Origin of the sequence: Trinickia sp. (assembly GCF_036503415.1) — a bacterium.
Lineage (GTDB): Bacteria > Pseudomonadota > Gammaproteobacteria > Burkholderiales > Burkholderiaceae > Trinickia.
The window spans coordinates 40,449-55,168 of the sequence record NZ_DASXWY010000145.1 but is presented as its reverse complement, the minus strand read 5'-3'; the positions used below and the strand labels follow the sequence as shown (position 1 = coordinate 55,168).

At 60.7% G+C, this 14,720-nt stretch carries 11 protein-coding genes; 4 read left to right on the top strand and 7 right to left on the bottom strand.

The features are described from left to right. The 5 genes from rfbF to VGL01_RS17960 all read right to left on the bottom strand — a co-directional run bounded on the left by rfbF (position 1) and on the right by VGL01_RS17960 (position 6,502). Entirely contained in the window at positions 1–771 is a 771-nt protein-coding gene (gene rfbF, locus VGL01_RS17980; RefSeq protein WP_331571664.1) for a glucose-1-phosphate cytidylyltransferase, read from the bottom strand. Positions 772–1,087: 316 nt separating this feature from the next. Further along, complete coding sequence (locus VGL01_RS17975; protein ID WP_331571662.1) at positions 1,088–2,071, bottom strand: glycosyltransferase family 2 protein; 984 nt, start codon at positions 2,069–2,071, stop codon at positions 1,088–1,090. Positions 2,072–2,134: 63 nt separating this feature from the next. Beyond that, complete coding sequence (locus VGL01_RS17970; RefSeq protein ID WP_331571660.1) at positions 2,135–3,697, bottom strand: hypothetical protein; 1,563 nt, start codon at positions 3,695–3,697, stop codon at positions 2,135–2,137. A 130-nt stretch (positions 3,698–3,827) separates the two neighbouring features. Beyond that, positions 3,828–4,937, bottom strand: coding sequence for a glycosyltransferase family 4 protein (locus VGL01_RS17965; protein WP_331571658.1), 1,110 nt, complete (start codon positions 4,935–4,937; stop codon positions 3,828–3,830). Positions 4,938–5,053: 116 nt separating this feature from the next. Next, on the bottom strand, positions 5,054–6,502 hold the full coding sequence (locus VGL01_RS17960) for a mannose-1-phosphate guanylyltransferase/mannose-6-phosphate isomerase (RefSeq protein WP_331571656.1): 1,449 nt from the start codon (positions 6,500–6,502) through the stop codon (positions 5,054–5,056). Between the two features lie 355 nt (positions 6,503–6,857). Between VGL01_RS17960 and VGL01_RS17955 the strand changes: the two genes are divergently transcribed. From VGL01_RS17955 to VGL01_RS17940, 4 genes are all read left to right on the top strand, one after another. After that, a complete protein-coding gene (locus tag VGL01_RS17955; protein WP_331571654.1) occupies positions 6,858–8,747 on the top strand; it encodes a nucleoside-diphosphate sugar epimerase/dehydratase in 1,890 nt (629 codons plus the stop codon). Between the two features lie 132 nt (positions 8,748–8,879). Further along, complete coding sequence (locus VGL01_RS17950) at positions 8,880–10,064, top strand: glycosyltransferase family 1 protein (protein WP_331571652.1); 1,185 nt, start codon at positions 8,880–8,882, stop codon at positions 10,062–10,064. A 48-nt stretch (positions 10,065–10,112) separates the two neighbouring features. Continuing rightward, positions 10,113–11,075 (top strand): NAD-dependent epimerase/dehydratase family protein, encoded by a 963-nt coding sequence (locus VGL01_RS17945; RefSeq protein WP_331571650.1) that lies wholly within the window; start codon positions 10,113–10,115, stop codon positions 11,073–11,075. A 10-nt stretch (positions 11,076–11,085) separates the two neighbouring features. Next, the gene (locus VGL01_RS17940) at positions 11,086–12,081 is read left to right on the top strand and encodes a glycosyltransferase family 4 protein (RefSeq protein WP_331571649.1); all 996 of its coding nucleotides are present in this window, start codon (positions 11,086–11,088) and stop codon (positions 12,079–12,081) included. A gap of 38 nt (positions 12,082–12,119) precedes the next feature. On the opposite strand, the gene VGL01_RS17935 is transcribed toward VGL01_RS17940, so the two are convergent. After that, entirely contained in the window at positions 12,120–13,223 is a 1,104-nt protein-coding gene (locus VGL01_RS17935) for a glycosyltransferase (RefSeq protein WP_331571647.1), read from the bottom strand. A gap of 83 nt (positions 13,224–13,306) precedes the next feature. Beyond that, a complete protein-coding gene (locus tag VGL01_RS17930; RefSeq protein WP_331571645.1) occupies positions 13,307–14,512 on the bottom strand; it encodes a sulfotransferase family 2 domain-containing protein in 1,206 nt (401 codons plus the stop codon). Positions 14,513–14,720 lie beyond the last annotated feature (208 nt).

Below are 14,720 nucleotides of genomic sequence, written 5' to 3'. Positions count from 1 at the left end.
TCACCACACCTTCCATGGAGCCTTGCCGCTCTGCCACAGTTCCTCGAGGTGATTCTTGTCGCGCAGCGTATCCATGGGCTGCCAGAACCCGTCGTGTTCGTATGCGGCAAGCTCTCCGCGGCTCGCGAGCGTTTCCAGCGGCTCACGTTCCCAAACGGATTCGTCCCCGGGGATAAGATCGATTACCCGCGGCGAAAGCACGAAGAAGCCGCCGTTGATCATCCCGCCGTCGCCTTTCGGCTTCTCTTTAAAAGAGCCTACTTTGTTTTCGCGAATATCCAACGCGCCAAAGCGGCCCGGGGGATACGTCGCACTGAGGGTGGCCAACGTCCGCTGCTGCTTGTGGTATTCAATCAGCGACGTGATGTTGATGTCGCTCAATCCATCGCCATACGTGAAGCAGAACGCCTCTTCGTCTTTCACGAAATCCCGCACGCGGCGCAGGCGGCCACCAGTCATCGTGAGCTCGCCCGTATCCACCAGCGTGACTTTCCACGGCTCGGCATACTGCTGATGCACTTGCATCTCATTCGTCCGCATGTCGAAGGTCACGTCGGACATATGCAGAAAATAGTTCGCGAAGTATTCTTTGATGACGTAGCCCTTATAGCCGCAGCAGATCACGAACTCATTGATCCCATATGCGGAATAAATTTTCATGATGTGCCAGAGAATCGGCTTGCCGCCGATCTCGATCATGGGCTTCGGTCGGTTGACGGTGTCCTCGGAGATGCGAGTTCCAAGCCCGCCAGCAAGAATGACTGCTTTCATCGAAATCCTGTGGGACGCGGTGGGTTTAGGTGGCCTGCAATCGAGCAGACGGCCGCAACGATAAACGTCGCGGCGCAACACGCTGAAGTAGGGCGCCCTCGGCTATAGCGAGGATCTGCCGGCAGTCGGCTACCTGGAAAGAATCTGTAATTTTCCAGATGACAGCGGCGTCATTATAAAGGACGAGTCGCCGGTTGACGACCCGCGGCGGCGCCTTGCCGGGCAAGCCGCCCGAAAGAAAGGCGGCGAGAGCAAGGGGTCGTTCCTCAAATTGCGGGTCGCCTCGGCAGGTGGCCGACCGGCGTGGGCAAGCAGTTCAGTATCTGCTCGCCCTTCTCTCCTCGCCGTCATTCAGAAGATGAAGCTCCGAAGCCATACGCTCCATATGCACGACGGTATCGAGAATGAGCCCCACACCGAGGGTCATGATTGCCACGATACCCAGGGCCGACGCAAGTATTGCCAGCGGGACATGGTGGATGTAGCGCTCCCGCGCCCAATCGTCGAAGACGGGCAGCGCGCACAGGAGACTCGCCAAGCCGAACAAGACGCCGAGCGTTCCGAAGAAAATAAGAGGGCGGTAGTAGCGCAGGATCTGCGCGATCGTGAACACCACCCGCGCTCCGTCCGGCAGCGTCTGCAGCTTGGAAACGCTGCCCTGCGGGCGATCCTTGTACTCCACCGGGATTTCGACGATGCGAAACCGTTGATGCAGCGCATGGAGCGTCATATCGGTCTCGATCTGGAAGCCTTCGACCATGATCGGATACGATTTGACGAATCGGCGATTGAAAACCCGGTAGCCGCTCATGATGTCGACCAGCTTCGCGCGGAAGAAGCGGTTGACCATATGCTGCACAAGGGCGTTACCGAACCCGTGAAGCGGTCTGTCGTTTTCCTGCGCGTAATGTCCGCCTGAGTGACGGTCGCCGACAACCATATCCGCGCGGTTTCGAACGATCGGATCGATGAGGTCGTGCACTCGGGATGCGGGATAGGTCAGATCGGCATCGGCGAGCACGTAGATATCCGCGTCGACCTCCAGGAACGCCCGGCGCAACGCGTTTCCTTTGCCCTGGCGCCCTTCGAAGATGACGCCGCCTTCAATGCCCAGTGTCCGGAGCGTCGAATCGGCGATGGCTTGCGTGCGATCCTTCGAGTTGTTGTCGATCACATAGATCGCGGCATTCGGCAACTCGCGGTGGAACTCTTCTATCGTTTCCGCGATCGTCACCTCTTCGTTATAGGCGGGAAGGATGACTGCGACTTGGCTGTCGTCTAGTGATTGGTTTTTCGACATTTTCTGGTCCTGAAAATAGAATCCGGCAATTCCTTCCGCTGCCTCACGCAACCATGGGATGGATCACCGCGGCACGTCGCGGCGCCAGTGAGGCCAGCCGATCGAGAAATAATACCGTCCAACGGGGACGGTGCCGCCCACATCGGAAATATCGACGCCTTGACCGGCCGAAAACACCAGCCGATGGCCTGCCACGGGTCGTATGAAGATCAGTCTTGCGCCGGTAGGGCTCGGGACGAGCCTGAAGTCGCGAACCTTCGTGAGATCTCGGCCGTCGAGACTGGCGCGATGCTCTCCAAAATAGATCTCAGTGAATCCCCCGTGAAGGCGAGGCAAGTCCACGAAGTCGATCGGGCTCGGGGCGTCGGGAAAGTCGATCTCGATGCTCGCCTCGCCGCTTGGACCGGTCACGACGCGATCGCTGGCCATGCGTTCGTCGACAGCGAACCGCGGCGTTAGCATTAGGAAAACCGCACCGAAGACGATCGCGAGTCGTTTCGCGAGCCTTTCGCGATCGGTACGCCAACTAGCCACTGTCCATCGGACGGTGAGCCACGCGTAAAAGCCAAGGTAAGGCAACATCCATTTGAAGTAATGGATGTTGTTGAATCGCCAGAGCCCATTTGGCAACAAGTCGCCGTACGGCGCATAAAGGCAGAAATGCACAATGAGCGCGATTGCGACGACGCGCTTGAGCGCGTCGCCTGAAAGGAGAGCGAGCGCGATGCCGAACATCGACAGTAGCATCCAAGGATAGTGCGTCAGGAGGGACGCTCGCGGCTCGAGGAACACCGTGTACGTATCGACGAGCAACGTAAATAGCTTTCGCGGCAGCTGGGAGGGGAAATACCCACTCGCCGAGGCAGTCGACTGCACATAGCCGCCCAGCGGGCTTCCGAAGATCACCTTGTTGTAGACGGCGAAGAGCGCCAGGCCGCAGGCGAAGCCGAGTGTGAGCAAACTGCCGACAGCGAGCAGGCGGCCCCAATACAGGCGAAGCGGTGGGCTGTTCGTTCGCTTCCAATCGAAGTACAGATATCCTGGGAAAAAGACGGCAGCCAATCCCGAGTCAACTGGGCGCGATAACACCAGCAACCCGAACACGATAGCGAACGGCAACGCATGAAAAGCGCTGTAGGGGCGGCTGACGTACTGCGAAGTCTGCACTGCACGGTTCAACTGCACGAGCCTGAGGATCGCGAACGAGTAAATCGCAACCGTGCACGCTGTGGTCCAGGGAATCGCGAATTGCTCGAGGATTCGATGATTGAAAATCAGCGTCGCGAGAACGATGCCTACCGCTTCGATGCGCGAGATATAGGTCTCGGCAAATTTGATGAACGTATAAACAAAAAAGACGAACGCGAACCCGTCGAATAGGAAGAACGGATGATTGGGGAGGAAGGGCAGAAACGCCGCACCGATGAGCGGGTATAGCGGCGGGTAGTAGAAATTTTGCGGGGCGAGATCGCCGTGAAGGAACGCAGTTGCCGCACGCAGATACTGCCCCTGGTCGAACCAACCCCACCATCCTTCCGGATACGTTAAGCTGTTGCCCGGCATGGCCGAGTGGTGAAGGTACTTCAATGTATACGCCAGTGCGGCCGCGATAAGCACGGCCCACATTGCTATCCGGTTGCGTTTTTCTAACATCCCCGTGTCTCGCCGGTTGCTATGGTTGTTGGCAGATGCCTTTCGTTTTCCCGCTGAGCGTTGCCTCGTTCATTCTCCGCTCGCCGGTTGGTACCGGTACAGCCTACGCGCGCGCAGCCAACCTGCGATACAGCTCGACGTACGATTCGGCCATCCGGGCGGCGGTGAAGTGCATTTCGAAGCGTTCGCGTGCGCCCGCGCCCAACCGTTTCGTCAGCGCGTAGTCACCCCACAGCTTCGCCATGGCACCCCTGAGCGCCTGCGGATCGCTGGGCGGCACCACGATCCCCGTCTCTCCATCCACATTCACATACGACGTCCCCGTCCCGATCTCCGCCGAAATCAACGCCTTCCCGAACATCGCCCCTTCCAGCAGCGATATCCCGAACGCCTCCGATCGCAGATGCGAAGGAAACGTCAGCGCATGACAAAGCGTGAGCAGCGCGATTTTATCGTCGTCGCCCACAGGCCCTACGAAATCGACGTTGTCGAGTTTCAACCGCGCCGCCTGCTGCTTGAGCTCTCTCTCGACCGGCCCGGCTCCAACGATCACCGCACGGAACTGGGTTCCCGCGAGCGCATCGAGCAGGATATGCAGCCCCTTGTAGTACCGCAGGTTGCCCACGAACAAAAAGAACTTCTCGCCGGCACGCTCGCGCCAATATCGCAGCTTGTCCTCGGTGGGCGGCGCATAAGATGCGGGATCGAGCCCGATCGGAATGACCTCTACCTTGTCCCGAAAGCGCCGCAGCACGTCGCTCGTCTCGACGTAGTTCGGCGAAGTCGCCACGATCTTGTCGACGCTGGCAAGAAACCTGTCGCGCAGCGGCTTATAAAACTGCAGCAACACCTTCTGCCGCACGATATCCGAGTGATACGTGAGGAGGCACGGTTTGCGCACGCGCGTCAGAAAATGTGCCATATCGGCAAACGGCCAGGGGAAGTGGTAGTGAATCACGTCCGCATGTCGCGCCAGATCCTTGAAACGCTTTAACGCATGAATTGAAAATGCCGACGAGGCAATCTCGACATCGAGCTTTGCGCGGTGATGAATGTGATCCCCGAAATCGACGGTCGAGGTATCTCTGCTGACCGTCAACACTTCGCTCGTCACGCCTTGTTTCGCGGCCCCCGAGCATATCTGCCCAATCAGCTCTTCAACGCCGCCCATCGAATCGGGCTTGTATGTTTTATAGAAATGGAGAACGCGCATGAGTCAGGCAGGGTTCGTGGGCACGACGTTCGTTGTTCGCTTCTTCGGCAAGACTGCCGCGCCCGCGCCCGATCGAAGCAGGGGAAGGGGGCTTGCAGCCCCCTCATAACCGCAGTTCAGCAGGGTGCGCGCCCGTAGATGTCTTCGAAGCGAACGATATCGTCTTCGCCGAGATACTCGCCGCATTGCACTTCGATCAGCACGAGATCGAGCACGCCCGGATTGACGAGCCGATGCTTGTGCCCCGCCGGGATATACGTGGATTCGTTCGGCTGCAGCGAGATGATCTGCTCACCGTTGACGATTTCCGCGCAGCCGCTGACGACGATCCAGTGCTCGCTGCGATGGTGGTGCATCTGCAGAGAAAGCGACGCGCCGGGCTTGACGACGATGCGCTTCATCTTGAAGCGGTCGCCTTCTTCGAGCACGGTATAGGTGCCCCAGGGGCGATGCACGGTGCGGTGCAGGCGGCATGCGTCGTCGTTCGTCCGTTTGAGCTTGGCGACGATCTGCTTCACGTCCTGCGCGCGGTCTTTGTCCGCGATCAACAGCGCATCGGGCGTATCCACGACGATGAGATCGCGTACGCCGACCATGCCGATCAGGCGTTCGTCGCTCTGCACGAAGCAGTTCTCGACATCGTGCAGCGCGGTCCTGGCATTAATGCGGTTGCCGCTCTCGTCGGGCGAAGTCAACTCGCTGATCGCAACCCACGACCCGATGTCGTTCCACCCAAGATCGCACGGCACGACGTTGACGTTGCTCGACCGTTCCATGACCGCGTAGTCGATCGAGATGTCTTGCGCCTTGCCGAAATGCGCTGCATCGAGCTCGACGGAAAAGCCATCGTCCGATGTGCTCCGTCGTGCGTCCTTCACAGCCGCTAGCGTCGGTTCGATGACGTTCGGCGCGTGCTTTTGCAATTCGTCGAGCATCGTCTGCGCAGTGAAGCAGAACATGCCGGCATTCCACAGGTGCCGGCCCGTACCGACCAATTCCTTGGCGATATTCAGCTCGGGTTTCTCAATGAAACGTTCGACCTTGTGGATGCCCTCGGCCCCTGGCAGCGGGCGTGCTTCGAATTCGATATAGCCGTAGCCCGTTTCCGGCGCGGTCGGACGAATGCCGAACGTCACGATCCGGCCGTTGGCCGCACCGCGTGCCGCGTCTTGCACGGCTTGCGCGAAGGCTTGCTCTTTCTCGACGAGTTGATCGGCCGGCATGACGAGCATGATCGCATCGGGGCCGTGCGCCTCGCGAACGACCTCGGCCGCAGCGCCGATTGCCGCCGCGGTATTGCGGGCGGCGGGCTCGAGCACGAAGCCGACACGCGATACGTCCGTGTCCAACTCACCGCACTCGTCCTTGGTCAGAAAATAGGTCTCGCGATTGGTAACGATCAGGACTTCGTTCGTCGACGCAACGCGAGCTGCGCGCAAGAACGTCTTTTGCAGAAGGCTTTGACCGTCAGCGAGCTTGAGCAGCGGCTTGGGAAACGCTTCCCGGGAAACGGGCCAAAGGCGCGTTCCGGCACCGCCGCAGATGATGACAGGAATGATATTCATCGGCGCTGATCCATTGTGCAGGGGGCGATTCTAGCGGAAATTGGCCCCGGCGGACCGAAATCGAGAACATCTGGTTACGGATTTTGCACCATCCGGCACATCACACTATTCCTTCCCGCGTCTTTTATGAAGTATCTTCAACGGGGCCGTTTTGTCCTATTCTGAGAAGGCCGTGGCGGGATCGGGCGTGGTGTTGGCGCCACTTCGCATGGAAATTGCTACCGATCTGCCTCATAATGCTGGCCTGCGCAATTGTATGCGGGCCGGCTGCCGCGATCAATAAGAAGAACGCTAAAGCGTTGAACGGGCTCTCTGCGCTATGTATTCCAACTTTACTCCGAGGAAAAGTCGCGGAATGTCTCGATTTAAATCATCGTGGCTCTCGTTGAGTGCATTCGCTTTCGATGCGCTGGCGGTGACGGCTGCGTGGCTTGCGGCTTACGCGATTCGCTTCAACGGGGACGTACCCGTTACCTTCCTGTACGGCGCACTGCACGCGCTCATCTGGGTCGTACTGGTCTATTCGGTGATGTTCCGCGTGTTCGGTCTATACCGAGGCATGTGGGTGTTCGCGAGCCTGCCGGATCTGGTTCGTATTTCGAAGGCCGTTGGCGCCGGCGCGTTGCTCATCATGATCGGCGCGGTCATGCTGCAGCCCTCGCCCATCATTCCGCGTTCGGTGCTGATCGTCTGTCCGCTGCTGCTGTTCCTCGTCATGGGCGGCGCGCGCGCGTTGTATCGGACTGCGAAGGAATTCTATCTTTATGGGGGTCTGGTTGCCCAAGGCAAGCCGGTGATCGTGCTGGGCGCCGGCTCGGCCGGCGCGAGTCTCGCGCGTGAGCTGTCGCGTTCGAGCGATTGGCGCCTGGTCGGCCTGCTGGACGACGATCCAGCCAAGCAGGGCCGCGAGATCTACGGTTACAAGGTCTTGGGGCCGATCGCCGACTTGCAGCGCGTTGCTCAACAGCTGAAGGCCGAGCACGCGATCATCGCCATTCCATCGGCATCGGTGGACGCCCAGCGCCGCGTCGCCGCGATCTGCGTGCGTGCCGGGGTCCGCGCGATGGTGTTGCCGGCGCTGGCCGCATTGACGAAGGGTCAGCCGTTCCTCGCTCGTGTGCGGCACATCGATCTGGAAGACTTGCTGGGGCGCGAGCCGGTCAAGATCGATACGCCTCACGTGGAAGCGCTGCTGCGCGGCCGCGTGGTCATGGTCACGGGCGCGGGCGGTTCCATCGGCTCGGAGTTGTGCCGCCAGATTCTGCGCTTCGAGCCCGCTCAATTGATCGCCTTCGATGTTTCGGAGTACGCAATCTATCGACTGGTCGAAGAGCTGACGGACCACTATCCGGGCCTCTCGATGGTACCGGTGGTGGGCGATGCCAAAGACTCGCTCTTGCTCGATCAGGTTTTTTCCCGCTATGCGCCCCATATCGTCTTTCATGCGGCGGCCTATAAGCACGTCCCGCTGATGGAGGAGGTGAACGCCTGGCAGGCTGTGCGCAACAACGTGCTCGGCACTTATCGCGTCGCACGCGCGGCCATCCGCCATGGCGCGAAACGCTTCGTGCTGATCTCGACGGACAAGGCAGTCAACCCGACCAACGTCATGGGCGCGAGCAAACGGCTGGCGGAGATGACCTGTCAGGCGCTTCAGCAAACGAGCAACGGGACGCGATTCGAAACGGTCCGCTTTGGCAACGTGCTCGGCAGTGCCGGAAGCGTGATTCCGAAATTCCAGAAGCAAATCGCCAAGGGCGGGCCGGTCACGGTCACGCATCCCGAGATCACGCGGTTTTTCATGACGATCCCCGAGGCGTCGCAGCTCGTCTTGCAGGCGTCGAGCATGGGGCAAGGCGGCGATATCTTCGTGCTCGACATGGGCGAGCCCGTGAAGATCGTCGATCTGGCTCGTGACCTGATCCGTCTGTACGGCTTCACCGAGGAGCAGATTCGGATCGTTTTCACGGGCCTGCGCCCCGGCGAAAAGCTCTACGAGGAACTGCTCGCCGACGACGAAACCACCACCCGCACGGTGCATCCGAAACTGCGCATCGCCCGCGCACGGGAAGCCCCGAGCGATCTTCTCGACGAGTTGATGCCGTGGTTGATGCAGCATCGCGTATTGACGGACGATGAAGTGCGCCGCGATTTGCGTCGTTGGGTCCCAGAATATGAGACGGCGTTGCCGCCGCGGCTCGAATCGGTCCCCATTACGCGCTCAGCCGGGGTGCTGACGCGCTAATGAACTGCGCGCCCACCTCCCGGGTGCGCCAATTATTGGAAAATCGACGGCTTCCTGTCGTAGCATGGCGGCTTTGATCGTCAGGCGTCTTTCGCCCCTTTTTTCAACGCCACCACGGCTCGCTGCCATTGCATGAAACTGCTTTTTGATCTCAACTCGCTGCGGCCGCCGCGCAGCGGCGTCGGCTACTACACGCAGCACTTGCTCGAAGGATTGTTGGAGCAACCGGATGTCGAGGCAATTGCCGGATGGGTGGGCTCGACCGTCTACGAAGGCGATGCGCTGCGTGCGCTGATGTGCGATCAAACCTCGCTGGCCAAGGCCGCCCAATTCAGCAAAGGGTTCACCGCATCGGCTTTGCGCGCCGCGCGCAATGTCCCCGGCGTCTATAAAGCTCGAACGCTTGCCCGAAGCTTTGCTTCGGGGAGTTTGCGTCGGGACTTCGCCAAGCGTGGCTACCTCTATCACGAGACGAATTTCATCGCGTCGCGCTACCGCGGACCTTCCGTTGTCACGGTCCACGATCTGTCCCATCGGCGGCACCCCGAATTCCACCCGAGCGTGGCCGTCCAGTATCTGGACGATGGATTGCCGCGCACGCTTGCTCAAGCGCGCGTCGTCATTGCGGACAGCCACTACACGAAGAAGGAAATTCACGACATCTATGGATTGCCCGACGAGAAGGTCGTCACTGTCCATCTGGGCGTGGAAACGTGCTTTCAGCCTCGATCGGAGGAGGTCTGCTCTGCCGTGCTCGCGGCGTTGGGGCTGAAATACCGTGGCTTCGTTCTGTCGGTCTGTACGTTACAGCCGAGGAAAAACCTGCGCCGGCTCGTCGCGGCCTACGCCCATTTGCCCGAAGCGCTGAGGCGCGAGTTCCCGCTCGTTCTGATCGGCGCGAACGGGTGGATGAATTCCGATCTGCAGCGCGATATCGGCCCCTTGGCGAACGCCGGTCAAATCATCGCGCCGGGCTATGTGTCCCGGGCCGATCTCACTCGGCTGCTATCGGCTGCGGCAGTATTTGCCTATCCGTCGCTTTACGAAGGGTTCGGTCTGCCGGTGGCGGAGGCGATGGCAAGCGCAGTTCCTGTGTTGACCGCCAACGTGACATCTTTGCCGGAAGTGTCGGCAGGGGCGGCTTGGGAAGTGGATCCTTATTCCGTCGATGCGATCGCCGACGGCCTGGCGCGATTGCTCGAAGACGCTGCGTTGCGCGAGTCGCTCGTCGCCAAGGGCTTGCAACGCGCCGCCGAACTCACCTGGGCGGCAACGGTCGAGCAGACCCGCGATGTCTATCGGTCGGTGCTGGCGTGATGCCCGCCAGGCGATATCGTTGAGGCGGGGTTCATACAAGGAGGCGGTGTGCGAATTGCCATAACGGGAGCTAACGGTTTCGTCGGCAAGGCGTTGTGCGCGCTGCTGCGCGACAGCGGCCATGACGTCGTTGCGCTGGTGCGTCGGCAAGGTGTCTGTACGCCCAGGGTGCGCGAGTGCCTGATCGAGGATGACAACTTCGCCTCGCTCGCGTTGGGCAGACCCGCCTTCGGCCCATGCGACACCTTCGTTCATCTTGCGGCCCGCGTGCACATCATGCGCGATCGCGCGGTGGACCCGATCGCCGCGCATAGAACGACGAATGTCGACGGCACGCTCAACGCCGCGCGCGCCGCATCGGTGGCCGGCGCGCGGCGGTTCGTCTATGTCAGCAGCATCAAAGCGCTCGGTGAGGGCGAGCCGGGGCGGCCGTGGCGCGAGAACGACGAGGCGTCGCCTGTCGATCCATACGGCATCTCGAAGCGCGAAGCCGAACTGGCGTTGCGCGAGTTCGGGCGGGCGGTTGGAATGGAGATCGTCGTCGTGCGTCCGCCGTTGGTCTACGGTCCGGGCGTGCGCGCGAATTTCCTCGGTCTCATCAAGGCTGTCGAGAAGGGCGTTCCGTTGCCGCTGGGGGCCGTCGATGCGCAACGCAGCATGGTCTATGTCGGCAATCTGGCGGATGCGATTCGTTTGCTCGCCACCTATCCCGCCGCGCTCGAGGGTGTCTATCACGTGACGGATTGCGAGGATTTGAGCGTCTCGCAGATGATTCGCGCGATTGCCGATGCGCTGGGCAAGCCGGCGCGACTCGTGTCCGTGCCTGTCGCCTTGTTGCGCCTGATCGGGACTTTGACGCGGCAGTCCGACCGCATCGATCGGCTGACCGGCCCCTTGCGCGTGGAGTGTAGGCGGCTGCCCAACGAACTCGGATGGACGCCGCCGTGGCAAGTCGCGGATGGGCTCAAGCAAACCGTGCGGGCACGATCGACCGCTTCAACCGTTGAATGAGGCGCCATCGATGACGATATCGTCGCTTCTTCTCACCGGGTTCGCTGCTGCACTGATCTGCTTCGTAGTCCTATGGATCCTGCTTCGCACGGGATGGGCGTTCGATATTGCGCTCGATATTCCCAATCATCGTTCGTTGCACGTGAAGCCGGTGCCGCGTGTGGGAGGATGGGGCGTGTTGCCGGCGGCGCTTGCGATCGTCGCGATCGAGGCTCCGCTGATGCGTTGGTTCGCCGTCGGGGCACTCGTCCTGGGTGCGCTTTCGCAGATCGACGATCGCCGTGGCTTGTCCGCAAAGACGCGTTTCGCGGCGCATTTGATCGTGGCCGGGGCGGCGGTGGCGCTGAGCGCGAACGGCATCGATTGGTGGCTCGCCGTGGCTGCCGTCATCGCGCTCGTTTGGCTCATCAATCTCTATAACTTCATGGATGGTTCGAACGGCCTGGCGGGCGGCATGGCCGTCTTCGGCTTCGCAACTTATGCCGTGGCGGCGATGGCTGTCGAGCCGCAGTTATCGATTGCCTCGGTGGCGATTGCGGGCGCCGCGCTCGGCTTTCTCGCGCTCAACTTTCATCCGGCCCGTATCTTTCTGGGCGACGTGGGGTCGATTCCGCTGGGTTTCCTCGCGGGCGCGCTAGGGTTTTGGGGCTGGCGGCACGATGCGTGGCCGGTCTGGTTTCCGGCGCTTGCCTTCGCTCCGTTCATTGCGGACGCAACGGTGACATTGCTGCGCCGGCTCGCGCGCGGCGAGAAGGTCTGGGAGGCGCATCGGCAGCACTACTATCAGCGCCTCGTGCAACTGGGCGCGTCCCATGTCCGCGTCGCGTTGCTTTATTACGGCCTGATGCTGTGCGGTTCGACGCTCGCGCTGGTGGCGCTGCATGTGCCGACCATCGCGCAATGGCTGGCGGTTGCATGCTGGTATCTGGTGCTCGCCGGCGTAGGCATGGGCATCGATCAACGCTGGCGCGCGTTCGAGCGCTCGCGCGCCGAGACAGCGGCCTGAATACGCGGTAGCGTGAGCGTGGTGGTGGAGCGCGGAGCTTAGCGCCGCCCGCTGCGCCGCACGACGAGCCACTTCGGCGATCTGAAACGGACGATGCTCACGTAGAGCCAGACATACGTCAGTGCGAACAGCACGACGAAGGCGAACAGGTGCACCGTGTGTTGCCAAAAGAGCGTCGCGGGAATGACACCGATCAGGCACAGCAGCCACAGATAGGGCGATGTGAACGAATTGCGCCGCGTCAACTCATGCGCGGTTTTGGCGCCGACGGCCCAGCGCATGAGGCGCTTGTAGACGAGCATGTGCAAATGCACGCCGTCGGGAATGCCGGGCGACATGCCGCGCACGAATTTTTTCCGGTAGATCGAAAAGCAGGTCTCGAAGATCGGATAAACGAAGAGCAGCACGGGATACCACGCGGAGACCTCGCGGTGTCGCATGACGAGCATGATCGCGAGCTCGGCAAGCATGAAGCCGATGAAATAGGCACCGCCGTCGCCCAGAAAAATCAGACCGGCCGGGAAATTCCAGATGAAGAAGCCGAGCACCGCGCCCATCATGATCAGCGATGCCGACAGCACGATCGGATCGGACAGGCGGAACGCCACATAAGCAAGCGATGCAAACATCATCATCGCGACCATCGAGGCAAGCCCGTTGAAGCCGTCGATGATGTTCACCGCATTCGCCAGGGCCGCGACCGCCAGCACGGTCACCGCGGCTGAAATGACCGCATAGGAAAGCAGAAAATCCAGCGGCGGTACGCTGATGCGCACCACGGCGATATGCAGCGCGAAATAGGCGAGGGCGGCTGAGCCCATGGTGGCGACCAGCCGTGCGGTGGGCGAAACGCGCTTCGTGATGTCTTCGATCAAGCCCGAGGCGAACGCCGGAATGCCGCAGGCGATCAATGCGAGGATGCCCAGCGAGACAGCCGGATAGGGGCCGTAGAGCTCCAGCGTCGACGCCACCAGCCCGACGAGGATCCCGAGGCCGCCGACGCGCGGAACGGGCCGGGCATGAAACTTCTGTACGCCGGCCAGATCGGCATCGATCGAAAACCTTTCGTGCAGATGCGCATAGCGCACGATCAGCAACGTAACGAGCAGGGAGACGAGAAAGGCGAGTGCGAAACTGAGCATGAGCGGTAGCCGGGTGGCGGACGGCGAATTATACCGAGAGCCGTCCGCATGCCTGCCGCGTAGGAGGTGAAGCGTGAAATGCCTTATGCGATTTCGATCGGGTAATCGGTGCAGACGCGGGACGGCTCGTCGTCGAACCACGCGACGCCTTCTTGCACTATCGTTATCCGCAATGTGTACTTGCCCGCATGCTCCGGGGCGACGACGCGAACCGCGTAATGCTTGCAATCGCCCGCGCTAAGCGTTTCCGAGAGGGCGGTACGTTCGCCGTCGAAGACGACCATGCCGCCGGTTTGCGCATCGAGCCAATGGTACGAAAGATTGAGCGGATAAGGTGTCTGGCTGGCCAGACGGAAGTGGGATCGGTTTGCGAGGGCGACGTTGGCGCGGAACTCGGAACCGGGTCGGGCGAGGCGCGGCGCGCTGACGACCGTCATGGCGATTTGACCTCGTTCTTCGGTGCCCAACGGAGCTGTCCATGCGGCTGGGGCATGGCGCGGATTCGTTTTCCACTGGCTCATGAGCAGCGAGTCGACCATTGCGGCGTATCGTTGCTCGAATACTTTCGCGGCCCAGTCGTACAGCTCGCGATCGAGTTCGGTGACGCGATGAATGGCTTCGAGCGCTTCGACGGAGAGGGCCTCGGCCGGGACGCGATTGGACGAAACGTTGAGCTTCCGTTCCTCGATGACAGGGTAGAAGCCGAGCGTATGGCTCAGAAGCTGCAGCGACTCGCTCATGCGCTCCGCCAAACCGACGAAGAGGCACTGCTCGAGGCGGGCCTTGGCGCGGATCAGCAGTTCGCGATCGTGCTTGCGGCTCGCATATTCGCGCACGACTGCCTGCCCGTAGCCGACGGGATCTTTCGCGAGTTTCTCGTAATCGAGATCGACCGCGAGGAATAACGTCTGAGCATTGATCAGATCCCAGTTCGTTACTTCGTCGGAGACGAAATCCAGGAGCGACCAATTCTCGTTGACGACCTGATCGTGCCGATATGCGCCGGGCTCGCGGCGCACATGCGAATACCAGGAAATGGTGCGCTGAACGGGGTCGCGCAGCATCGTTATATAAGCGAGGTCTCTTTTCAAATAGGTATTCAAGCCGTGCCATAGATGGCCTCGGAAGAAGGCGTACTTGGAAAGATCCTGCCTCGGAAGCGCGAAGAGGCTCGGAAGCAGCTGGGCAGGGCAGATTTCGCTGGAATCGAATTGGCTATCCAGGAAACTGATCAGAGAAGTGCCAGCGGTTTTGGGTATATGGAGATAATAGATAGGTAAATCGGACATTTCTATTTGTTAATCATATTTTGGTCAATTTTATGTCATTTTGTGATCTTTATAAATAACGAACTTGTTACGTTGGCTTACAAGGTGAAAGCGGCGGTTCCGTCTGGTCGACGCACATGCGCTCGATGCCGTGCTCGGCTCGCCAGCCAAGTGTCTGCCCGGCCGCACTCGTGCTCGCAAAGCATGAAGCCACATCGCCGGGCCGCCG